The sequence below is a fragment of the Paenibacillus sp. MAHUQ-45 genome (assembly GCF_058133325.1).
On the sequence record NZ_JBYUPV010000006.1, the window covers coordinates 201473 to 224060 of the forward strand.

General features: G+C 49.7%; 20 protein-coding genes and 1 riboswitch. Of the genes, 18 read left to right on the plus strand and 2 right to left on the minus strand.

The window, feature by feature from the left end:
- Nucleotides 1-113 precede the first annotated feature (113 nt).
- From AC3Y23_RS15305 to AC3Y23_RS15385, 17 genes are all read left to right on the plus strand, one after another.
- On the plus strand, nucleotides 114-956 hold the full coding sequence (locus AC3Y23_RS15305; RefSeq protein WP_379200323.1) for a glycosyltransferase family 2 protein: 843 nt from the start codon (nucleotides 114-116) through the stop codon (nucleotides 954-956).
- 3 nt (nucleotides 957-959) lie between these two features.
- Nucleotides 960-1901: a glycosyltransferase family 2 protein gene (locus AC3Y23_RS15310; protein ID WP_379200325.1), complete on the plus strand. Its 942-nt coding sequence runs from the start codon at nucleotides 960-962 to the stop codon at nucleotides 1899-1901.
- Complete coding sequence (locus AC3Y23_RS15315) at nucleotides 1898-2635, plus strand: glycosyltransferase family 2 protein (RefSeq protein WP_379200327.1); 738 nt, start codon at nucleotides 1898-1900, stop codon at nucleotides 2633-2635. The genes AC3Y23_RS15310 and AC3Y23_RS15315 overlap by 4 nt, the downstream gene beginning before the upstream one ends.
- 48 nt (nucleotides 2636-2683) lie before the next feature.
- The gene (locus AC3Y23_RS15320; protein ID WP_379200329.1) at nucleotides 2684-3415 is read left to right on the plus strand and encodes a sugar phosphate nucleotidyltransferase; all 732 of its coding nucleotides are present in this window, start codon (nucleotides 2684-2686) and stop codon (nucleotides 3413-3415) included.
- A 107-nt stretch (nucleotides 3416-3522) separates the two neighbouring features.
- On the plus strand, nucleotides 3523-4533 hold the full coding sequence (adhP, locus tag AC3Y23_RS15325; RefSeq protein WP_379200331.1) for an alcohol dehydrogenase AdhP: 1011 nt from the start codon (nucleotides 3523-3525) through the stop codon (nucleotides 4531-4533).
- Nucleotides 4534-4761: 228 nt separating this feature from the next.
- A complete protein-coding gene (locus tag AC3Y23_RS15330; protein ID WP_379200609.1) occupies nucleotides 4762-5049 on the plus strand; it encodes a nucleoside-diphosphate sugar epimerase in 288 nt (95 codons plus the stop codon).
- Between the two features lie 23 nt (nucleotides 5050-5072).
- Nucleotides 5073-5411: an alpha-helical endospore appendage domain-containing protein gene (locus tag AC3Y23_RS15335; RefSeq protein WP_379200333.1), complete on the plus strand. Its 339-nt coding sequence runs from the start codon at nucleotides 5073-5075 to the stop codon at nucleotides 5409-5411.
- On the plus strand, nucleotides 5408-5725 hold the full coding sequence (locus AC3Y23_RS15340) for a hypothetical protein (protein ID WP_379200335.1): 318 nt from the start codon (nucleotides 5408-5410) through the stop codon (nucleotides 5723-5725). The genes AC3Y23_RS15335 and AC3Y23_RS15340 overlap by 4 nt, the downstream gene beginning before the upstream one ends.
- Nucleotides 5722-6135 (plus strand): FliH/SctL family protein, encoded by a 414-nt coding sequence (locus AC3Y23_RS15345; RefSeq protein WP_379200337.1) that lies wholly within the window; start codon nucleotides 5722-5724, stop codon nucleotides 6133-6135. Before AC3Y23_RS15340 ends, AC3Y23_RS15345 begins: the two co-directional genes overlap by 4 nt.
- Before the next feature lie 184 nt (nucleotides 6136-6319).
- Nucleotides 6320-6838 (plus strand): GNAT family N-acetyltransferase, encoded by a 519-nt coding sequence (locus AC3Y23_RS15350; protein WP_379200339.1) that lies wholly within the window; start codon nucleotides 6320-6322, stop codon nucleotides 6836-6838.
- A gap of 212 nt (nucleotides 6839-7050) precedes the next feature.
- A riboswitch (purine riboswitch) is annotated at nucleotides 7051-7149 on the plus strand.
- An 85-nt stretch (nucleotides 7150-7234) separates the two neighbouring features.
- Nucleotides 7235-8572, plus strand: coding sequence for a 5'-deoxyadenosine deaminase (locus AC3Y23_RS15355; protein WP_379200341.1), 1338 nt, complete (start codon nucleotides 7235-7237; stop codon nucleotides 8570-8572).
- Nucleotides 8573-8801: 229 nt separating this feature from the next.
- Entirely contained in the window at nucleotides 8802-8978 is a 177-nt protein-coding gene (locus AC3Y23_RS15360) for a DeoR/GlpR family DNA-binding transcription regulator (protein WP_379200343.1), read from the plus strand.
- Between the two features lie 507 nt (nucleotides 8979-9485).
- On the plus strand, nucleotides 9486-11384 hold the full coding sequence (locus AC3Y23_RS15365; RefSeq protein WP_379200345.1) for an LTA synthase family protein: 1899 nt from the start codon (nucleotides 9486-9488) through the stop codon (nucleotides 11382-11384).
- 9 nt (nucleotides 11385-11393) lie between these two features.
- Nucleotides 11394-12839: a glycan biosynthesis hexose transferase WsfD gene (wsfD, locus tag AC3Y23_RS15370; protein WP_379200347.1), complete on the plus strand. Its 1446-nt coding sequence runs from the start codon at nucleotides 11394-11396 to the stop codon at nucleotides 12837-12839.
- Nucleotides 12840-13640: 801 nt separating this feature from the next.
- Nucleotides 13641-16721 carry an ATP-binding protein gene (locus AC3Y23_RS15375; RefSeq protein ID WP_379200350.1) on the plus strand — a complete coding sequence of 1027 codons (3081 nt, stop codon included), beginning with the start codon at nucleotides 13641-13643 and terminating at the stop codon, nucleotides 16719-16721.
- 22 nt (nucleotides 16722-16743) lie between these two features.
- Nucleotides 16744-17835, plus strand: a complete 1092-nt coding sequence (locus AC3Y23_RS15380) for a response regulator (RefSeq protein WP_379200352.1) — start codon at nucleotides 16744-16746, stop codon at nucleotides 17833-17835.
- A 13-nt stretch (nucleotides 17836-17848) separates the two neighbouring features.
- The gene (locus AC3Y23_RS15385; protein WP_379200354.1) at nucleotides 17849-19027 is read left to right on the plus strand and encodes a response regulator; all 1179 of its coding nucleotides are present in this window, start codon (nucleotides 17849-17851) and stop codon (nucleotides 19025-19027) included.
- 1130 nt (nucleotides 19028-20157) lie between these two features.
- Here the strand turns inward: AC3Y23_RS15385 and AC3Y23_RS15390 are convergent.
- The gene (locus AC3Y23_RS15390; RefSeq protein WP_379200356.1) at nucleotides 20158-20331 is read right to left on the minus strand and encodes a hypothetical protein; all 174 of its coding nucleotides are present in this window, start codon (nucleotides 20329-20331) and stop codon (nucleotides 20158-20160) included.
- Nucleotides 20332-20493: 162 nt separating this feature from the next.
- Nucleotides 20494-21258 (minus strand): AAA family ATPase, encoded by a 765-nt coding sequence (locus tag AC3Y23_RS15395; protein WP_379200358.1) that lies wholly within the window; start codon nucleotides 21256-21258, stop codon nucleotides 20494-20496.
- Nucleotides 21259-21499: 241 nt separating this feature from the next.
- Here AC3Y23_RS15395 and AC3Y23_RS15400 point away from each other — a divergent pair, with 241 nt between their 5' ends.
- Nucleotides 21500-22588 carry a CgeB family protein gene (locus AC3Y23_RS15400; protein ID WP_379200611.1) on the plus strand — a complete coding sequence of 363 codons (1089 nt, stop codon included), beginning with the start codon at nucleotides 21500-21502 and terminating at the stop codon, nucleotides 22586-22588.

Here is a 22588-nt window from a genome sequence, read left to right on the forward strand (position 1 = left end):
GTCCTGTTTTCTGTGCGAATGAGACATTGGCCGTTACCCCACACGGCGGATGACATAAACTGTGTTGTAACCCTCAGCCCGGGGAATCAGCCCTGCAAGAAAGGTGGATGTGTATGAAGCCCAAACGTTCCTCTGTCCGACGCCAGTTGCGCCCGGCTTCCAAAGCTCGCCGGCGGACGGTCCGTCCGGTGCAGCAAGCTGTGGCCGTGCCTCCCGCTAATCATCCCGAGCCTTATGTGTCCGTTATCATTCCGGCGATGAATGAAGAGCGGACCATCCGTGGTGTGATCTCTGAGGCCAGGGGGGTTCATTCGCGCTGTGAGGTTATTGTGATTGTCAACGGCTCTGCTGATCGTACGGCAGAAATGGCAAGCTCATCAGGTGCCCGCGTAATCTCCTACGAACAGCCACTTGGCCATGACGCCGGACGCAGCGTTGGAGCCGAGGCGGCTATGGGGGAAGTCCTGCTGTTCTTAGACGGAGATTTTGTTATACCCGCTTCAAAACTACGTCCTTTCGTGCGGGCTGTAAGCGAAGGCACTGATATTGCCTTGAATGATTATTCCGGTCCGGTCCGCCAATCGACGCCCCATCCAGTGGTGCTCTCCAAGCATGCTCTGAACCTTCTACTCGGTCGCCCGGACCTGAAAGGCAGCTCTATGACTGCTGTTCCGCATGCCTTGAGCCGCAGGGCGCTTGCATTGCTGGGCAGTAGTTTGCTATCTCGTCCGCCGCTGGCTCATGCGGCTGCTGTTACAGCAGGCCTGCGGGTGCAGACGGCTCATACAGTGGAGGTAGGGAAGCTGAACTCAGTCCGCCGTAAGGCGGGCGGTAGTGATCCTCTGCAGAAGCAGATCATAGAGGATCATCTGGAGGCGGTATCCCTGCTGCTGGACCGGCGCGGACATCGGGCCGGCTTCGCCGACGGGGCCCGGCGGCGTGAGATCGTGAGGTGACAGATGAAGATAAAGTCGAAACGTAGACGGAGGCTTATTGTGGCCGTACCTCGCAAGTCTGCTTCTCAGCAGCGGCCGGCGAGAAGGGCAATAGCAGCGACGAGCAGGAAGAGTTCGCGGCGCAGCAGCGGCCGGACTGCTGCGCCACGCAGACAGAGCCTTCGCAAGACGGGGAGATGGAAACGGAGAGGTACTCTGTCGGTAATCATCTCGGCGCGTAATGAGCAGAAAACGCTGCTGCCTTTGCTCAAGCAGGTGTCGCGCCTTCAGCCTATGGAGATCATTGTTGTACTTAACGGGTGCAGTGATAATAGCTTTCGGCAAGCCCGCCTTTCCCGGGAGGCGATGATCATTCACCTTCCAGATTCAGCGGGCCATGATGTTGGCCGGGCCATAGGCGCGAAGCTGAGCAGAGGTGACATCCTACTATTTCTCGATGGCGACATGGTGATTCCGGCGCCGCTGCTTGCTCCCTTCCCTGCCGCTGTAGACAACGGGGTAGATGTCGCCCTTAATGACCTGAATCCGCTGCTGCCGCCGTTTCGGCTGAGTGACGATGTGACGCGCAGCAAGATGTTCCTGAATCTTGCCCTAGGCCGGGGCGATCTGGGAGTTAGCTCTATGACGGCCGTTCCCCACGCGCTCTCCCGGCATGCGCTGGAGAAGATCGGTTATCAGGAGCTGATGGTTCCGCCCAAGGCGCAAGCACGCTCTATCCTGGGCCGTCTCCAGGTGGAGCAGGTGGGAACGGTTGATGTCATCAAGCAAAATCGGCTGCGCAGAACCAATATCGGAAGTGGCAACGTTGTGGAGCAGCTGATTACCGGAGATCATGCCGAGGCGTTGCACGAAGTGCTTTCCCGAAGGGACCCTGGGAGTCTTGTGCCGGAAGAGGTCCTTTGGGAGAAGCGGCGTCAGATGGCGGTCTGGAGGAATGGGATATGACGCGGACCAGTATTATTATTCCGACCTATAACGGGCTCCGCCTGCTGCGGACCTGTGTAGAGGCCATCCGGACCTGGACGGAGGTTCCTTATGAAATCATCGTCGTAGACAATGGTTCACAGGATGAAACTACAGAATACTGCCGGGCGCAGAAATTAGCGTTCATCTCCTTGCCCGTCAACTGCGGCTTTCCAGCCGCCTGCAATCTCGGCCTACAGCTGGCTTCCGGCGATGAAGTGCTGCTGCTGAATAATGATGTGATTGTCTCCGCTGGATGGCTGAGCAATCTGAAGGCGGCGCTGTACAGTGCGCCGGATATCGGGATTGTCGGACCGGTGACGAACTATGCCAGTGGCAGACAACAAGTCAAGACGGAATACACCGATTTGCCGGGGTATCATGAAGCCGCCGAAATCGCGAATGCTCCCGATCCCCGTAAATGGATCGGAGCAAAGCGGCTGGTAGGTTTGTGCTTTTTGCTGAAGCGAGAGGTGTTGGAATCCGTAGGGCTGCTGGACGAGAGATTCTCACCTGGACATTATGAGGACGATGATTACTGCTATCGCGCTCGGCAACAGGGTTACCGGCTGCTGATTGCCGGAGATTGTCTTGTACACCATGAAGGAAGCGCCAGCTTCAAGGAAGTATATAATAGCGGCTGGCAGGACCTGCTGGAACGAAATCGCAGCAAGTTTATAGATAAATGGCAGGTGGACCCTGCGAATTTCATCTGATGTCAATGACCCGAAGACTAATGACGTAGATAAAGAGGAGGAAAGTAAGTGAAGGGAGTCATACTGGCGGGCGGAACAGGTTCCAGACTCTGGCCGCTGACCCGGCTTATGAACAAACATTTGCTTCCGGTCGGCAATTATCCTATGGTGTGCTACGGTATAGACCGGCTGCGCCGAGGGGGGATCACCGATATTCTTCTGGTCATCAGCAAGCAGTCCGCCGGGTTGTATACGGATTTTTTAGGCAGCGGTGCCTCGTTCGGCGTCTCTCTGACTTATAAAATTCAGGAAGCCGCAGGAGGTATTGCGGAGGCACTGGAGCTTGCGGAAGGATTCATTTCTCCGGGGGAGCGATTCGTTGTTTTGCTCGGTGATAATTTGTTTATGGACGATCTGACCCCATATGTGGATAGCTTTATCAAGCAGTCCCAAGGGACGGCCAAAGTGTTGTTGACACCAGTGGAGGATGCACGCAGATACGGTGTTCCCGTCTTTGACGAGAAGGATCCTGTGTGGATTGCCTATATTGAAGAGAAGCCCAAGCAACCAAAGACGAATTACTGCGTGACTGGTATTTATATGTACGACTCGGACGTATTTGACATTATTCGGCGGATTGCTCCCTCGGGGAGAGGTGAACTAGAGATCACCGATGTGAACAACCTGTATGCCGCAGACCGCAAGCTGAGCTATGATGTGCTGAAGGAATGGTGGAGTGATGCGGGAACGTTTCAGTCTCTGCAAGAGGCAGGGGAGAAGCTCAAGGGTACACTGTCATAATGCGGGTGGTGTGGAGTGTTCCGGGAGTTGCCGGACACTCCTTTTTGAGTTAAATGTTGCAGGGTCGCACATACTATTTCCAATTCATCATTTAGAGGAGGAGCAGTATGAAAGCGGCAATTACCGATGCGTTTAAAAAGCCTTTGGAAATTAAGGAAGTCAAATTACGTGATCCGGAGCCCCATGAGGTTGTAGTCAAAATCCACGCCTGCGGCGTATGTCATACGGATCTTCATGCTGCGAATGGGGACTGGCCGGTCAAACCCAAGCTGCCATTAATTCCTGGACATGAAGGCGTCGGTGTGATAGAGCAGATTGGCGCGGGGATTAAGCATTTGCAGGTAGGGGACCGAGTGGGTATTCCATGGTTGTATTCGGCCTGCGGTCACTGCGAATTTTGCTTGAGTGGACGTGAGACGCTGTGCCTGCAGCAGCAGAACGCAGGATATTCGGTCGATGGCAGCTATGCTGAATATTGTATTGCCCATGGCGATTATGTTGTAAAAATCCCCGATTCTATCGACTTTGTGCAGGCAGCGCCGTTGTTTTGTGCGGGTGTCACTACCTACAAAGCACTGAAGGTATCCAAAGCCCGTGCCGGGCAATGGGTATCGATTGTGGGTGTGGGCGGTTTGGGTCATCTGGCTGTTCAATATGCCAAGGCTATGGGTCTGAACGTGGTTGCCGTGGATACTTCCGAGGAGAAGCTGGCACTCGCTAAGCAATTGGGAGCCGACGTAGCTATAGATCCTAGAACGGACGATCCGGCGGAAGTAATCAAGCGCGAGTTGGGCGGAGTCCAGGCTAGCATTGTCACGGCTGTGAACAAAAAAGCGTTCGATAGCGCCTATTTTTCCCTAAAACGGGGTGGTACGCTAGTCCTTGTGGGATTGCCACCGGAGACCATGGAGGTGCCTATCTTCAATACGGTGCTGGATGGGACGACTATAGTTGGCTCCATTGTCGGAACGCGACAGGATCTGGAAGAGGCTCTGCAGTTTGCGGCGGAAGGGAAAGTGAAGGCGATCACAGCCGTCAGGAAGCTGGAGGAGATCAATGACGTCTTCTCAGAGCTGGAGCAGGGCGAGGTTGATGGGCGGATCGTTCTAACGCTATAAAACAATGACTTAATCAGGCTCTGCCATATGGCGGAGCCTTTTTTGCGTGACCTAGAGGATGGAAAGGTATCTATCTGCAGATCAACCCAGCATTTCCAGAGAGGTCACTAATGAAAAAATGGGCGGGGTCCAGGAAGCGCAACTCCGCGAATAGAGGTCACTTCCGGCACAGCCAGGGCTCCTGCCGCATATGTTGTAGCAGGGCGTTTGAGCAAAGGAGACATGAAGGTGCAGAATAAAATAACAAAAGTGCTGCAGCACATGGCCCATACGCACGAACAGATGGCGCGGATCCTCGACGCCGAACGTCACGTGGTTGTCCGTATGTCGCAAATCGTTCACGATTTGCCGGATGCAGAGCCTGATTTTGGAGGAACCAGCGGTCTGATCGAAAGCACGGGTCAGGTCAACAAGAATATTATTGCGTACCTCAATGCCCTGGCTGATCTGGAAGAGGCGATGGCAGAAGGGGTCGGCAGAGTCATCAAGGAAATGGATGGGCAGGAAGAAGAGTAAGCGCAAGGAGTAGGAGGCTGGTGATGAGCAGGGAAAAGGCTTTTCTACAAATGCTGGAGTCGACGGCAGTGATCCAGTGGAACGTCGCCATGATCCTGGAGGCGAAGGCTGTTGAAGCGGAGAAGGTAAAACAGTGGACACAGCATCATATTCACGCGAGAGTTTTCGAAAGTCATGAGGAGCAGTTGAAAGAAGCCCTCTCCATTCACGAAGTGATCGTTGAGATGGTGGAGGGGCTAACCAAGCTGGAGAACGGGCTTTACAGCAATTTGAAGGCTGTGCTGGGCAGTGGTGAAGAAGAAGGCGGCGGAGAAGGGTTTTCGGGCGGCGACGGGTTTGACTTTGGGGACTTGAGCAAATGACCGGGGGCCGTCTCTCGGAGCATGCCGTTAAACTGGAGATGATCCGCTCCATTTCCCGCAGCCAGGCTGCATTGGCCGCTATACTGGAGAGCATCGCCGAATTGACGGGGCATTCCGAGCTGACGGCCCGCAAGCTGAGCGAGAATATCCGGATCTTAAGCGGGTACCAGAGCGCCATGTGCCGGATGATGTCAGGTATTTCGCTGCACCGGCCTAAAAGAGGAACTCCCGCAGCGCCATGGCTGAACAAGACCAAGACATGTGCTGTAGGAACCTCCAAAGTACATGGAGTACAGGAGGAATCAAGAAAATGAAGAAAAAGAGCAGCAGAAAAGTGCGTTTAGGCACGATCACTCGCAGACGGCGCAGATTGCTGCTGTCGCGGAAGGTTAAGATCCGCAAAGGCCTTGCCCGCAAAACTCGCCGAGGGCTGATTCGTAAAGGGAAGACCCGCAAAAGTCTTGTGCTGCGCAAAAAAAGAAGACTTCGCCGCCGCCGCATCCTGCGCAGAAGAATCAACATTGCCCCACAAGCTAACGCAGCACCTTCAGTGGATCCTAACCACGCTCCACAGGTGATTCCGCTCCCCCCGGATCTTGGCGTCTCCCCAGAAACGCCGCCGGGAGACGCCTATCAGCAGGGCTACACCGAAGCATACAACGTGGGGTTCGACGCCGGTTTCGCCAAGGGCTTCGAGGACGGGCATAAATTGGAATTCAAATAACCCAGTGGATGCCTTGGTCTGGGTAAGAAGGAAATAACATCCGGTCGGGAGGAGTCCGTCCGGATGTTTTACCCTGCTCTCTTTTCCGGAAATCCCCTCCTCAAAGCGGGCTCAAATATGATAGACTTCTTGTCAGGGTCTCGCTGGAGGGATTCAATTAGGAAGAAAGAAAGCAGGTGCACAGATGAGCAATGGGATTCGAACTGCACATAAGGACGAGCTGGAAGAAATTATGAAGCTTATTGCCAAATGTGTAAAAGTCATGCAGGGTGGCGGAAGTGACCAATGGGACGAGTATTATCCCAATAAAGAAGTTATCGGAAATGACATTGAGAGCGGTACACTATATGTTTACGAAGACAATCAGGCCATTGCCGGAATACTGGTGCTGGATGAAAATCAGGCAGAGGCCTATGAGACGATTACTTGGGAGCAAAATCAGGGTCCTCATCTGATCATGCACCGTCTGGCAGTACATCCCGAGGTTCAGGGTAAGGGCATTGCACGCCAATTGATTGCTTTTGCAGAGGAACTGGCATTGCAGAACGGGTATACAAGCATTCGTCTGGATACCTACGCCATGAACACTAGAGCATTGGAACTGTACCCGCGGCTCGGCTATCAGCTTAGAGGCGAGATTTCCTTCCCGAGCCGTATCGCGAATTTCCCGGTATTTGAGAAGGTGCTGATTGCTGCGGAGTGAGTTCATGTTAGAAAAGAAATATCTGAAAATATCGACTGATACGATCAGATGATATCTTCCGTGTTATTAAAAATAACACGGAAGATCGAATTGATTCATTGTATATATGATTTAAATACGAAAATAAGAAATTAGAATGATTCATGTTAGTATAATTAACTTTTTATTGACATGAATCATGTCTTTCTTTTATGATTGGCTTATTCAAGCGACTGAATTGAATAAGCCTTTTTCGTATATCCTTAATAATGGGTTTAAGGGTCTCTACTGGAAACCGTAAATTTCCGGCTACGAAAATATGCTACGGCATATTTTGTGGCCTTTTTGTGTTACAACTGGCGCTTAGTACTAGCACATTAACAAGTCAAGGTAACCAGGCTAAAGGGGGAGAATATAATGGCAGACATCCTGATTAGAAATGCAGAGATTGTAACCATGAACAGCTCAGAGGATATCATCACCGGTGATATTCGAATCAAGGGTAGCCTGATCGTAGAGATCGGCAGCGGGCTGATTTCGCAAGCAGGTGAGACTGTTATAGATGCCACTAACCGTACGGTTATCCCTGGCTTTATCCAAACCCATATTCATCTGTGTCAGACGCTGTTTCGCGGCAAAGGTGATGATCTGGAGCTGATGGACTGGCTGCGCAAACGAATCTGGCCGCTGGAAGCTGCGCACGATGAGGAATCGTTATATTACTCTGCGATGCTGGGCATAGGGGAGTTGATCTCCAGCGGGACTACGACGATTGTGGATATGGAGACGGTGCATCATACGGATTTTGCTTTTCAGGCCATTGCAGCGAGCGGCATTCGCGCCTTGTCCGGCAAGGTGATGATGGATCAGAAGGGTGGGGATGTGCCCGCAGCTCTGCAAGAGGATACAACATCTTCTTTACAAGAGAGTGTGGATTTGCTGGAGAAATGGAATGGTTACGGAGGCGGAAGGATTCAGTATGCCTTCTCCCCGCGGTTTGTCATTTCCTGTACTGAGCCGCTGCTAACAGAGGTGCGCGACCTGTCTGCACGTTATGGGGTTAAAGTCCATACCCATGCATCGGAGAATCTGGGGGAGATCGAGATTGTGCAGGCCATGACAGGAATGCGGAATATCGTCTACCTTGACCATTTGGGCTTGGCCAATGAGCGCCTCATTCTGGCGCATTGCATCTGGCTTGATGCCGAGGAGCGGCGAATTTTGCGGGAACGCGGTGTGCATGTCAGCCATTGTCCCGGCTCCAATCTGAAGCTGGCCTCGGGCATTGCAGATACACCGGGCATGCTGCATGAACATGTCTCCTTGAGTCTTGGTGCTGACGGTGCTTCTTGCAACAACAATCTGGATATGTTCAATGAGATGCGCCTGGCCGCCGTCATCCAGAAGCCGCAGCATGGGCCGACGACTATGGATGCGAGAAGTGTGTTCCGTATGGCTACCATTGGCGGGGCTAAGGCGGTAGGGATGGAGAGTAGCATCGGCAGTATTGAGGTAGGTAAAAAAGCTGATCTGGCATTGCTGAATTTGTGTAATTTTCACACGTTCCCGTCCTATGATGTAGACCCGATCTCCCGAATTGTGTATTCTGCCACCCGTGCGGATGTTGAGACGACTATTATTGACGGCGAGATTGTGATGGAACGTGGGCTGATGAAGACGATGGATAAGGAAACTGTGCTACAGGAAGCCAATCGTTCTATTAAAAGATTACTCAGCCGCACACCCCTGGGCTGAGTCTCGCCCAATTGACCTTGATCAATCCCGGCCGCTATAATTTGCGTAGACAAACGCCGGAAATTACGTGCCGCGGATTGTTATAGATTTCGTCCACGAGGGACGATGAACAAGTGGTCATACCAGTGCTTAAAGAAGAACGGCAACAAATCATTGGGGGTGTATTGCATTCACCCCGAGTTCGGCATCAGTCTGCCGCACAACGAATGAGGCTTTTGTCAAAAGAGCGATGATCGCAGGCTCATCGGAGGTGGTTGCACTGGTGACGCCTGATAAGCTTGGAACCTCAGCACCATTTATCGTCGCCCCAGCCTCGGCATTGACTTGCTTGATTACGTCAAATGAGGTGCCAGAGGATATTCTCCTTCCTTATAGGGAACAGGGAATTACCGTCATTCAGTACTAACAGGACAGCCATACTGCAACACAGAATATAGGCAATACAGATTATCGGCAAGAGAGCTTACTAGTGTCAGCGAATTATGGCAGAGGGTCATGTAACCCTCTGCTTTTTGTTGTTGCTAAAGAGCGAAACTTTGGTGTAGCTATATCGTAGGGTAGCACCGAAGTATGCAATCGTGAAGTTTTGGAACTCAAATCGTGTAATTCTACAATCCTGCAATTCTGATGAGTTGTGTGACTGTACACACTACAGCTTATTCTGGACTGCGGCGATTTTTCTGTTGAGAAAATTACTGCTTCCCGGAACGTCCCGTTCCTCCAGGCTGTGCATGATCAAAATAGTAGTTATTCAAAGTGTATGTGCACAAACATGCAATATCAATTGAAAAAACGCATGAATTACAGCAATCCATTTTGAAATAAAAACAATTATTGCTATACTAGTGAAATCTGCTATTTTTCAAGCGGGATACAGGAATCGAAATCATGATCAAGAGTTAGAGGGGATGTTATGTACAAGAAGAAAAACGGGCCGTTATACGCCCAGTTCTATATGGTATCAGGGCTGCTACTGTTGAAGCTGCTGCTGCTGAGAGTGTTGTTTTTTGACAGAATCGCCTGGGAGTGGATCGCCGCTGATGCTGCTCCGGTGCTAATGCTGATGGGGGTGCTGGCTCTAGTGATTCCCCGGCGTCTGAAGTCCGGAGTCTTCTGGGCATTCAACATTGTGCTGTCGCTGCTGTTCTTCGCGAGTAGTGTATACTTCAACCATTTTGGATCGGTACCGACTTATTTGGCTCTTTACGAGCTGAAACAAGTGTTCCAAATCAAGGAGAGCGTGGAATCTACGATACAGATCATTGACTACCTGTTCTTCATAGATATCGCGGTGTATGCCCTCTATCGCGGGGTACGCAGATGGCTGCGGGGTCCTGCCTATTCACAGGAAAAATATGTCTCATCTAGTGCCCGCAGAGTTCATCTGATTGTGCTCCTGGTATGTGTGATCGGCGGCGCTTGGTGGTCGGGTCATACAATCACGAACGCGAAGGGGATTACGAATGAATTAGTGCAGGCGGAGAGTGCCGGATTCCTCAACTATGAGGTAGTGGCGGCGATCAAGGCTAATGCCGATAACGGTTTGATCGGAATTGGGGATATCAAGGAGACGATTGGCAGAATTGAAACGCTGGAAGCTTCCTATCCTTACCGTGATCAGCCAATGGGGACAATCCCTGATCTGTTTGGCTCACAGAAAGGCCGCAATGTCATTGTGATTCAGATGGAAGCCTTTCAAAACTTTCCGCTGCATCAATCGCTAAATGGACAGGAGCTGACGCCGGTACTGAACAAGCTTGCGGATGAAGGCTTTTATTTTCCCCATGTCTATCAGCAAATTGGCCCAGGGAACACGTCCGATGCTGAATTCATGAGTAATACGTCCATCTATCCCATTGCAACGCTGGCGATGTCGACCGGGTTCGGGGATCGGGAGCTGCCTAGCCTGCCGCGTCTTCTGCGCAGCAAGGGCTACGAAGCGTATACCTTTCATGTGAACAAGGTTGGTTTCTGGAACCGGAATGAGCTGTATCCGGCACTGGGTTTCAACGGCTACTATGACAAACAAAGCTTCAAGAATGATCACTTTAACGCCTTTGGCGCATCGGACGAGCAGTTGTACATTACCGGCATTGAGAAGCTTGCCGAGCTGAAGGCCAAGGGGACGCCTTTTTACGCACAAATGGTCACTGCTTCCAGTCATCACCCATTTAAGATTCCTGATGCCTTCAAAAAAATCAACGTCGAAGGTGACCTGAAGGATACGATGCTGGGCGATTACTTGACGGCGGTCAATTACACAGATTATGCCATTGGCACCTTGATCGAAGGCCTGAAACAGAACGGACTTTGGGACAATACAGTGCTTGTCATGTACGGGGATCATTTCGGTTTGCAGCCGAAGGATGTCCCTCCGGAGCAGGTAGAGCAGGCACTGGGGATAAAATATGACTCTAGAATCAGCCGCTTTAACATCCCGCTTATTGTTCGAGTGCCAGGCATGGAGCAGGGACGAGTGATCGACCGCACGGGTGGACAGCTCGACATTATGCCGACGATCGCCAACCTGCTGGGTGTCTCTTTGGAGGGAGAAGGCTTTACGTCTTTTGGACATGACCTTCTGAACATTGACCGCAATGTGTTGGGTATGCGCTACTATCTGCCGACAGGTTCATTCTTTAATGATGACATCATGTTCGTGCCGGGCACAACGTTCCAGGATGGTGAAGCCATCTCGCTGGATACACTGGAGCCGGTGAGTGACTTCAGCAAGTATGAGACTGACTATGACTATATTCTTCAACTAATGAGTTTGTCTGATGAATATGTGAAGCTGCTTCCGCAGCGGTAAGGAGAGACTATGAGAAGATTAGGGCGTCCAGAGACGGTAGTCGCGCTGGTTGGACTAGGGATTATTCTTTCTCTGTTGTTCTTCGGTCATTTCATTGGAGTGGCTGACAACGGGGATTTCCTGCGCATGATGAGCACTACCGGTCTGAATTACTACGATGCGAACGAATCGTATGCCGATCGGTTCTTCAGCTTCAGCCATTCCCGATTCTCGTATGAGAATCTGTTCAAGGGCTTCTATCCATCCTCGCAAATCGTGCTGGTCTTGATTCCGCGGCTGCTGGGTGGGTTGTTCCACGGAAGCTTCTTCGATATCCGTTTGCTGGGGGCAGTGTACGCTGTACTGCTGTTGGTGGCCTCCTGGCTGCTAGTGAAGCACAATACCCGCGGCTCCTATCTAACGGGTCTGCTGCTCGGCGCGGGTATTCTGTTCGTCTTTTACGATATCGGCTATCTGGCGTACTTCAATTCCCTGTATGGCGAGCCAGTATCGCTGGTGTTTATGCTGCTGGCGTTCGCGCTGGGTTTAAAGCTGACATCTATGGAAAAGCCCACACCGAAAGTGCTGACGCTGTTCTTCATCGCTGTACTGTTCCTGACCTGTTCCAAAATCCAGAACGCGCCTATCGGGATCGCCTTCGCCCTTATTTTTCTGCGGTTCTCCTTCCTTAAGGGGGAGGGGAACTGGCGGAAGCTGGCGTTGCGATTCTCAGCCGCGATCTTCGTGGTATCAGTCGTTCTGTACGTGGCTGCGCCGAAGGATCTGAAGCATATCAACCTGTACCAGACGGTGTTCTTTGGAATTCTGAACGAGTCGCCGGATGTGCGTGGCGATCTGCACGACCTGGGATTGCCTGAACGGCTGGAGGTGCTGGCAGGGACGAATTATTTTCAGAATGATACGGCTATCAAGCAAAATGACCCTTCGCTAGGGCCGGACTTCTACGATCGGGTATCGCATAAAGACGTGTTGTTCTTCTATTTCAAGCATCCGGACCGCCTGATTAAGAACATGGAGTATGCAGCAAGTAATAGCATGGCCATCCGTCCGTACTACCTCGGGAACTATGAAAAGACGGAGAACAAGCCAGCTGGAGCCTTATCCTACACCTACAGCGCTTGGAGCCAATTCAAAAACAAACATATCCCGCACACGCTTGGTTTTCTGTCTGTATTTTACGTTGTGTACTTTGCAGTGGCGCTGGTGCAGTATTTCCTTACTCGGGAGACCCGGGGCCGGATGGCGGGCGAACTACTGATGCTGCTGGGGTTGATTGGCATATTTTCTTTCCTGGTGCCCATCCTTGGAGATGGCCGGGCTGATATCGGCAAGCATCTGTTTATGTTCAATGTGAGCTTTGATATGATGGTTGTGGTGATGTTCGGCTGGGTGCTGCATCGACTGACCCGATTCTGGAAGCGGGAGAAAGCTCGCTACCCGAAGCTGCGATTGTGAAGAATGGTTTGTTACACTGGAGTGCGAGGTCGTTAACATGCAAATAGATTTATTGGAGACACTTTAAGGGGCGTTGCTCTTTAAGGTGTCTTTTTGTTATACGCTCGTTTTAGACTAGACGGAAAACTAATACAAATTAAGATAAAAAAATGGACAGTGAAAAGTTCTACATCACTAAGAAGCCCACAAATCCGCGCGGTCGCGTCCCCCTGTCCAACTTCTGAGTGACATTGGGAGGGGTTCGCTGGCTCAGCGCCGGTTTGCTTCCAGCCTCGTGAATAAAGAAATAAGAGCATTTTTGCACCTTAATTTATCTACAAAGGAAGGATTAATTCAATTAAGGGCATTTTTGCATGTTAATTCTTGCGGTACAGTACCCTTTGAGGGATAAGCGAGGAAATAAGGTACAATAATGCTCTTAATTTCCTTTTTTACTCTAAAATGATCAATATAAGGTGCAAAAATGCCGTTATTTTAACCGCTGAATAGATGTTAAGTTCCCAGTTCAGTCTGCTTCTCAGCTTAAGCTCTCAATAAGCTCCCAGTACATACTCAGCTATGTGCATTTTGTACGAAGGAGAAGGTTTGGAACTGTAGAAGCGAAGCGCTCCCCTGAAAGCTTTCCGCAGGAAAGCTCGCACCCGTAAGCATAGGTTGTTACCAGATTTCAACTGCTAGAAGCGGTTGGTCTTATATAATTTGAACTCGAGTCCGATCCCCAATCTAATTATTTTGAGATTTTTGTGAGTCACTAGTTATACAATGATACTGTTCTGTTGTTTGTGGAGAGGGGACCGACTGGTGAGAACAATCAAATACAGCAAGGCTGTTGGCTTTGCTTTGTTTTTTGTAATAGCAATATCGCTATTAACCGCAATTTATTCCCATACGTTGCCTAACCGGATGGCGCCTCTGGCGAAGCAGGGGGTACTTGATCTGACCCAGTGGGATTTGCACAATAATGGCGTTATCAATCTGGATGGAGAGTGGGAGTTCTATAAAGACGAATTGCTCGAACCCAAAGATTTCGTGCAAGGGCGGGCAGAGAAAGCTTCCTATCTGACCGTCCCGGGCACATGGCGGGGGGAGAGTGAGGATAGTGGGATTAGTCGTAAAGGTGCCGGAACGTATCGACTTACCATTTTATTAAAGGATAAGGACGAAGTTCTCGGATTGAAAATACGGAGTGTCCGTATGGCCCACCGGCTGTTCATTAATGATGTGATGGAAGGTGGGAGCGGTACTCCTGCTATGGGTGTCGAAGGTTTCCAGCCGAGTAATACACCCTACACGGTCTTTTTTCATAGTGATACTGCCAAGCTTGAGATTCTTCTTCAAGTCTCTAACTTCAACTTTGTTACCGGGGGCATCGTGAACTCCATTCCATTCGGTACACAGGGGCGAATTTCGGAAGTAAGCAGCATTCAGTTGGGGGCGGATATTGGTATTATCTTAATTCTGGCCATGTTCGGAGCTTATCATTTCAGTTTCTATTTTCTGGGGCGAAGAGAGAAGGCTTACCTCCTTAGCGGACTATATTTGCTGCTACAGGCCCTTCAGGACTCCTTATACGGTGAAAAAGTGTTTCAACGTTTCTTCCCGGACCTGCCGTTTAACTTCGTGTATAAACTGCTGGAAATCAGCCAGTTTCTAGGTGCGATCATCATTTTTATGTTTTTCTGCAGTGTGGAGACCCGGCTGATGTCTGCGAAAAAGCTAAGGCTACTCTTATTGCCCTTTGCGCTTTACCTCATTGCTGTTGTCATTTTGCCATACAGTGTCCACATCAGTGTGAAATATTTTTTGGTGATCTATATGGCGTTTGCGGTCGCTGGACTTATCATCCGGATGATCTATCTGTACATTCGCAATCAGCAACCGTCCTCCAATCGGTCAGAACTGCTGCTCATCATTGTGGGGGCTTTCGCGCTGCTGGTATTTCTGGTGGACTCAAGCCTTTATTCCGAGAACGTTATTACCAACGATCTGGTTGGCAAATGTGGGGTCGTCATCTTCATCGTCCTCATTAATATCATGCTGGCCTTACGATTCTCGAATGCCTATGCCAATATAGAGGTATTATCACGCCGGTTGATGGTCTCCAATCAGTTAAAGGACGAATTCTTAATGAACACCTCACATGAGCTTAAGACCCCTTTGCATGGCATTATGAATATGACCTCTTATTTGCTGGAGGATACGGAAGAGAATCTACAGCCGAGCCAAAAGCAAAATCTATGGCTGATCAAGGATACAGCGACCAAGCTATCCATGCTCATTGAAGATCTTATTGATGTCAGCCGCCTAAAGCACGGGGAACTGCGTCTGCAAATGACGGTGGTGGATCTTCGTGTTGCTTCCCAGATCGTTATGGATGTGTTGCAGTTCGAGCTGGCCGGGAAACAAGTAACGCTTGAGAACCTGGTAGACCCGGATACCTGGGTTCTGGCCGATGAAAGCCGCTTACAGCAGGTGCTATATAACCTCGTTCATAATGCGATAAAACATACAGAACAGGGTGAAATCCGCATCAGGTGCAGCCTAGCTGAGAATATAGCCTCCATAGTAGTGGAGGATACGGGAACTGGCATTCCGCTGGACAAGCAGGAGACGATTTTCGAATATTTTGAACAGGTGGAGAAGCCGCTTCCCAAGGATGGTTACACAGGTATGGGCGTTGGATTGTATATCAGTCGTAAGCTGGTGGAGCGTATGGGCGGAGAGATTCATGTGGAGTGGTCCGAGTTGGGACTGGGCACACGAATGCTTTTCACCATGCAAAAGATGCAGCGGATTCCGGGATACCGTGAATCAGCGGCAGCAGCCGAAAGGCAGAGGACGGCTCACACTGAGCTTATCTCCCTGGATGACATCGATCCAGAGCTTGCACACACCATATTAATCGTCGATGATGAGGCCTCCAATATCCATAGCCTGCTGCACATTCTGAGAAGGCATCACTATAATGTAGTCACTGCATTCTCTGCCAGAGAAGCCTTGGACAAAATGAATACTTATCCGGGTATCGACCTAGTCATACTGGATGTCATGATGCCGGAAATTTCGGGCATTGACTTGTGCCGAACTTTGCGCACTAAGCACTCCATTCTGGAGCTGCCGATTTTGTTCGCTACGGTCAAAGATTCGGCATCGGACATTGCGCTCGGGTTTAGAGTCGGGGCGAATGACTATATCACCAAACCGTTTGATGTGGAGACGCTTATCGCGAGAATACAGACATTGATTTCAATGAAAACTTCTTTCGAGGAGGCGCTTCGCAATGAGCAAGCTTTCCATCAAGCGCAGATTAAGCCACATTTTCTATACAATGCACTAAGCAACGTCATTTCCTTCTGCTATACGGATGGAGAAAAGGCCGCTTATTTGTTGACTATGCTGAGCCAGTATATCCGCTTTATTCTGGATATGGACCGCTCTACGCTGGTTGTGCCCTTGCATCGGGAATTGGAGCTCATTCATGCTTACGTTGAGATTGAGAAGGCAAGGTTTGGGGAGCGGTTTGATTACGTGCTTGAGGTGGACAAGGGACTGTCGTATTTTGAAATCCCTGCTTTAAGTATTCAGCCCTTTGTTGAGAATGCTATCCGGCACGGGTTGTTTGAGAAGGAAGGACAAGGCAGAGTCACGCTAACTGTGCAGGCAAGAGAAGAATATATCAAGATTACTGTCGAAGATGACGGGATTGGCATTTCAGATGATTTGTTGTACAAGTTGACCGGAGGGGAAAGAGAGGATGGAGGCATAGGCATTGCCAATGTCAGGCAGCGTGTAGAGCGGATCGCAGGCGCAGCCTTAAGTATCCATTCGAAGCTGGAGCAGGGAACGGTAGTGACGATCTACTTGCCTATGAAACAGGGATGAGAGGAAATGAAGGAGGACGAGCATGTTTCGTGCGGTAATTGTTGAGGATGAGCAGCCCATTCTTGAATTGATGAAGGTCATGATTAGTCGAGATCACAATTTCATCATTGCCGGTGCATTCATCCATCCACTGGAGGCACTGGAGCGGTTGCCGGAATTGAAGCCGGATGTGGTTTTTATAGATGTTGAAATGCCGAGGTTAAACGGGATCGAGTTGGCCAACCGAATTTATGCGTTAATGCCGCAGACACAAATCGTATTCACAACAGCATATAAGGACTACGCCCTGGAGGCGTTCGAGGTACAAGCCTTGGATTATATTCTCAAGCCTGTGACGCCGGCGTCCATTAAGCGGGTGCAGGAGCGTCTGAACCACAAGCGCGTACCTAATAACGTGAATTCTCAGAAAAAGAGGATGGCCATCCGTTGCTTTGGTGAATTTGAGATTAGGGATGCTATGGGGAAGCCGCTGCATTTTCGTACTCGAAGAGCAGAGGAGCTATTGGCATACTTCCTATGTCATCCGGCCACCTATATCAGCAAATGGAGGCTACTTGACTTGCTTTGGCCAGAGATGGCGGAAAAGCAGAGCTTGTCCAATTTTTACAATACGTTGTATCTCTTAAGGAAGATGCTAAAGGAAAATAACTTTGGAATGGAAATCAAGAAGCTCAATGACAGGTACATGCTGGATATCGGTGAAGTAGATTACGATATACTGGCGTTTGATCAGGCCAAAAGCAGTGAGAGTAAAGCAGGGCTGATAGCGGGGCAAGCAGAGCACCTCTGTTCCTTGTATCAGGGACCGCTGCTGGAAAACAAGCCATATTTGTGGAAAGCGGCCCTGGAAGAAGCGTACTTTAAGCAGTACACTATGCTGATTGGTGAGCTCGTTGAACGGAAGAGCGTTGCTGAACAATGGGATCAGGTGGAGGAGCTGCTGGGAGGCTATTTGTCTATGTATCCACTGCAAGAGAACATGCATGAGCTTCTGATCGGTATTTATGAACAACGCGGAAAAAAAGAGAAGATCAGCCGACTTCAACAACAATATCTGGAGGCTTATCGCCAAGAATTTGGAGCTGAAGCATCGGAGGAGCTGAAATTGAAATAAGGAGGATCCACAGTTGATTGTCAGCACCAAAGAAGGGAACGATGAAATGGCAGAAGAAAGGACGGACTTATTTACTGCGGTCATTGTGGAGGATGAGAAGCCGATTCTGGAGTTGATGAAGGTAGTTGTAGGAAGGAATCACCACTGTCATATTATCGGGGCATTCAGCAACCCTATGGATGCTTTGACCAGTTTGCCAAAGCTCCAACCGGACATTGTGTTCTTGGATGTGGAAATGCCGCGGCTCTCCGGTCTGGAACTGGCTCGCAGAATTGATGAGTGCTGCGAGAATACGCGGATTGTATTCACAACAGCTTATAAGGAGTATGCGCTGGAGGCTTTCAATGTCTTCGCTTTTGATTATATTCTGAAGCCGGTGACCCCGGCTGCGATCGCACGGATTACAGATCGGCTGATAAAAGAAGCCGGGCGATCAGCTTCGTCTAAGGCCATGTCGGCGCCCATGCCGCAGGCCTTCATACGCTGTTTCGGAGGTTTTGAAGTTCGGAACCCGAAGGGGGAGCTGATCCATTGGCCGGCGCGGAAAACGGAAGAGCTGTTTGCTTACTTGTTGTGTTACCCCAACCAGGATTCTAACAAATGGCATCTGATGAATGTGCTATGGCCGGATATGGATGAGGAGCGCGCGGCACATAATCTGCACAATACAGTGTATCGTTTGAGGAAGCTGCTGAAGGAACAGGACATAGGAATGAATATTGTTAAAACTGGAGACGGCTACTTTCTGGAAACTTTGCAGGCCTCCTATGATCTGTTGGAATTGCAGCGGAGTAGCCCCGCTTTGGCGGATGCGCCGGAGGATATAGCTTCATTGGAACGCTTATGCGATCTTTACCGGGGCAGCCTGCTCGATCGGAAGGATTATCTCTGGAAGGTAAGGCTTGAGGAGGGCTGTGCCAAGCAGTACAAAGTGCTCCTCTATAAACTGGTACGGCATCAAATGACTAGAAAGGACTGGACTCAGGCTCAGCAGCGGCTGGAAGCAGGATTATCGGTCTGCCCGCTTGAGGAAGATATGCACCTGTTGTTGCTAGAGGTTTATGCGGCAAGTGGCAAGCGGGATCGTGTCATCAAGCACTATGCGAGCTTTGAGGAACAATACCGCAGGGAGTTGGGACTAGGGCCATCCCAGGAGATGAAGAGATGGGTGGATGCATACTTGACCCGGTGACTGTGGCATTATTGTTGTAGAATTCAGAAATACGTAATACCCCCTAGGGAAAGTCTCAGAGCTGACTATTCTAGGGGGTATTTAAATGTTTTAGGTTATATTGGATTGATTTGAGCTGTCGTAATGTTTGGATGTTTTGATGCTTTGATGCTTTGATGTTTTGATGCTTTGATGCTTCGATATTTCGATATTGAAGTATAGATAGTCCTAGGGATGTTCCATTTCTACTATAAGGTGAAACCAGGGTATATAAGATGTATAAAAGTAAGAAGCGAAAGCGAGGAAGGAAGGGGAAAGTTAGCAAATGTAGGAGCGAAGCATTCGCCTGAAAGCTTACCGCAGGAAAGCCCGCAAATGTAGGAGCGAAGCGTTCGCCTGAAAGCTTACCGCAGGAAAGCCCGCAAATGCAGGAGCGAAGCGTTCGCCTGAAAGCTTTCCGCAGGAAAGTCCGCAAATGTAGGAGCGAAGCGTTCGCCTGAAAGCTTTCCGCAGGAAGGCTCGCATCGGATGCCTAAGCTTAAGCTGTCGCCAACTTTCACCCGCCATATTAAGTAAAATAATGATTCAAACAGGAGAGCAACGTTATGCTGATTAAGTTTGGGCTTCAGGTAGCAAATCTCCGACATACTTCTAAATGCATAGAATATCCTCTGCACCCGTCTTCTTAACAGTAGAAAATGGCTCTACCTTACCAACTAACGGCATTTTTGCACCTTATTTTTCTTGATTAAAGGTAAAATAGCGAAATAGAGGCATTATTGTATCTTATTTTTTGAAAAATAGCCTTGAAAGGCCTATAGTGGAAGATTTAAGGTGCAATATTGCACTTAATTTCCAAATATCCTTTGACGCAGGCTATTTAAGGTACAAAAATGCCGTTAATTACACTTCGGAGATCATTATTATGAACTCTCTCTTATCTAGGTTTTGTTATTTTAATATGTTCTATTAAGAAGAAGCGGTTATAATGAGGGAAACTGAGGGTAATAGCGACCGGAAGTCCAAACATTTCACTATAGTAACGACCGGGTCTTACGTTCGGATCTTAGGTTTGGCTTTAGTTTGATCTTAAGTTTGTTGTATTTAGCAGACTATCAGTCTCGCCTCAGTCCCTCAAGCAGCTATTAGCCTCAGCAAGAGCAACAAGAGCAACTTACCTTAACAAGCTCAACTACCTCAACAAGCTCAATTGCCTCAATTACCTCAACAGGCTCGACTACCTCAACAAGCTCAACAAGCTCAACAAGCTCAACAAGCTCAACTATCTCAACTACCTCAACTACCCTATCACCTTCCAGCCTCATTCATTAAGGAGTATCAGCACTATTGGCTCTAACCAGCTTCAACCCTCTGCAACCAGCTTCAACCCTCTGCAACCAACTGCAACCAACTGCAACCATCTGCAACCAGCTCCTATCGTTTAACCGCACACTACCCGGGTTTTCTCCATCCGCCTGAAAAAAAGCCTACTCATCATCCCCAAGTAACTCACGCAGCATCCCCTTTTTGTCGTTCATGAATGCTTTGGTTACCGTATAATGCTCTGTTTCTTCTAGAGTGACAGAATGAAGACCGTTCTCTCCTAATTGAAAGATATCCGCACCGGGATAGGACATCAGGATGGGGGAATGGGTCGCGATAATAAACTGTGAGCGCTGCTGTACCAACTCATGCATCCGGACAAGAAGGGACATCTGGCGCAGCGGGGAAAGCGCAGCCTCCGGTTCATCTAGTATGTAAAGGCCACCTCCGCCGAAGCGGTGAACAAATGTAGCGAAAAAAGACTCGCCGTGAGATTGCTCGTGCAATGACTTCCCCCCGTAGGAATCTTTAATACGTGGCGTAGTAGCTGGTTCCTCATCCAACTGATCTATGTATGAAGCGACGTTATAATAACTTTCCGCCCGCAGGAAAAAACCATCCTTTGGGCGCTTTACGCCCCGAGCAATTCTTAGAAACTCATAAAGCTCTGAATGAGAGGGACGGGTGCTGAACGTAAAGTTCAGTGTCCCGCCTTCGGGATTAAAGCCCCAGGCAGCAGCGATACCTTCCAGAAGTGTTGATTTTCCCGTTCCGTTCTCCCCTACCAGAAAGGTAACCTGCTTCTCAAACACTAGACGTTCCAGTTCACGTACCGCAGGCAGATTAAATGGGTATGAGCCAAAAGAAGGGACTTTATCCCGCAGCAGCTCTGCGTGTCGTAAATATAGCATGGCATTGACGTTATACATAATGATTTCCTCCTCGTTGCTCGAGTCAGGCGGCAGCACATTATTCCTCTAATTCCGATGATCACTCTATTATAGCAGTTCGGCAGGAGTGGATACATTCTGCGTTGGTGTGTGCCAAGCCGGGCAAAAGACAGGGGACATCTGCCAATTTATATGTGCTACAGACAGATGTCCATGAGGCGGGTGCTGACTCCGCATATAGTACACTGTCTTGAGAATACGACAGGGCAGGGTGAAGGCCGTGACAGCAAAAATAAGAAAGGCGCATAACCCCGAATACCTCGATGGCTACCAAGAAGGGTACCGTTTAGGGTTATGCCGTGCCGTGCAACGCTTGAACCCGCCGAAAGCGGAGGCATGCCGGCCATTTAAACTCATGTATGTTCCTCAGGGTTTTGAAGCCATTGATACTGGTGTTAGGGAAGCTTTGCAGCAGCTGGTCAGTGAATTGGTGGTTAGCACGCCTGAAGCCATGTATGACACCGCCGTTCGGGAACGACCGGAAGCGGTGCTCGTCATGAATGGGCTGCATGTGTTCCCTGATGACCATCTGGAACAGATTGCTGCCATACGGGGGTTGGGTATTACAGCGGCGATTTGGTTTGTGGATGATCCTTATTTTACAGAGGACACCGCGGTCATTTGGCGGCATTACGATCATGTCTTTACGCATGAATTGAGTGCTGTGGAATTTTATCGCTCCCTTGGAGCGACGTCTGTGCATTATGTGCCCTTGTGTGTGAACCCCGGGATGTTCCATCCCCGCCGTACTGGGCCTCAGTACAAGTACGATATCGTATTCATCGGCAATGCCTTCCGTAACCGGACCGAGCTGTTTGACCGGCTGGCCCCTTATCTGCGCACCAAGAAGGTATTGATTGCCGGGGGATTCTGGGAACGGCTGAGTCGTTATGACCAACTGGCCCCATTCATCAAGGACGGGTTTATTCCACCCGGAGAAACTGCGAACTATTACAGTGGTGCCAAGCTGGTCATTAATATTCACCGACCATGGGAGAACGGACAGGATAACCGCAATACGCACCAGCTGTCTTCGCGGTCTATCAACCCGAGAACCTATGAGATCAGTGCCTGCGGAACGCTGCAGCTGACGGATGTGCGCGACGATCTAGGGAACTTTTACACTCCCGGTTATGACATTGAAACGTTCGGTTCCCCAGAGGAGCTGCAGCGGAAGATGGACTATTATCTCCATCATGAAGAAGAACGCCGTCAAATTGCGTTACGGGGGCTGCATACTACGCTGCAAAATCACACATTTACTGCCCGCCTGCCACAGCTGTTGAATGTCATTGCCTCGCGAAACTGA

Bases quoted from the DNA above. Each gene is read 5' to 3' on its own strand.
- AC3Y23_RS15305 (WP_379200323.1), top strand. From the start codon at position 114: ATGAAGCCCAAACGTTCCTCTGTCCGACGCCAGTTGCGCCCGGCTTCC.
- AC3Y23_RS15310 (WP_379200325.1), top strand. From the start codon at position 960: ATGAAGATAAAGTCGAAACGTAGACGGAGGCTTATTGTGGCCGTACCT.
- AC3Y23_RS15315 (WP_379200327.1), top strand. From the start codon at position 1,898: ATGACGCGGACCAGTATTATTATTCCGACCTATAACGGGCTCCGCCTG.
- adhP (WP_379200331.1), top strand. From the start codon at position 3,523: ATGAAAGCGGCAATTACCGATGCGTTTAAAAAGCCTTTGGAAATTAAG.
- AC3Y23_RS15335 (WP_379200333.1), top strand. From the start codon at position 5,073: ATGAGCAGGGAAAAGGCTTTTCTACAAATGCTGGAGTCGACGGCAGTG.
- AC3Y23_RS15340 (WP_379200335.1), top strand. From the start codon at position 5,408: ATGACCGGGGGCCGTCTCTCGGAGCATGCCGTTAAACTGGAGATGATC.
- AC3Y23_RS15345 (WP_379200337.1), top strand. From the start codon at position 5,722: ATGAAGAAAAAGAGCAGCAGAAAAGTGCGTTTAGGCACGATCACTCGC.
- AC3Y23_RS15350 (WP_379200339.1), top strand. From the start codon at position 6,320: ATGAGCAATGGGATTCGAACTGCACATAAGGACGAGCTGGAAGAAATT.
- AC3Y23_RS15355 (WP_379200341.1), top strand. From the start codon at position 7,235: ATGGCAGACATCCTGATTAGAAATGCAGAGATTGTAACCATGAACAGC.
- AC3Y23_RS15360 (WP_379200343.1), top strand. From the start codon at position 8,802: ATGATCGCAGGCTCATCGGAGGTGGTTGCACTGGTGACGCCTGATAAG.
- AC3Y23_RS15365 (WP_379200345.1), top strand. From the start codon at position 9,486: ATGTACAAGAAGAAAAACGGGCCGTTATACGCCCAGTTCTATATGGTA.
- wsfD (WP_379200347.1), top strand. From the start codon at position 11,394: ATGAGAAGATTAGGGCGTCCAGAGACGGTAGTCGCGCTGGTTGGACTA.
- AC3Y23_RS15380 (WP_379200352.1), top strand. From the start codon at position 16,744: ATGTTTCGTGCGGTAATTGTTGAGGATGAGCAGCCCATTCTTGAATTG.
- AC3Y23_RS15390 (WP_379200356.1), bottom strand. From the start codon at position 20,331: ATGAGGCTGGAAGGTGATAGGGTAGTTGAGGTAGTTGAGATAGTTGAG.
- AC3Y23_RS15395 (WP_379200358.1), bottom strand. From the start codon at position 21,258: ATGTATAACGTCAATGCCATGCTATATTTACGACACGCAGAGCTGCTG.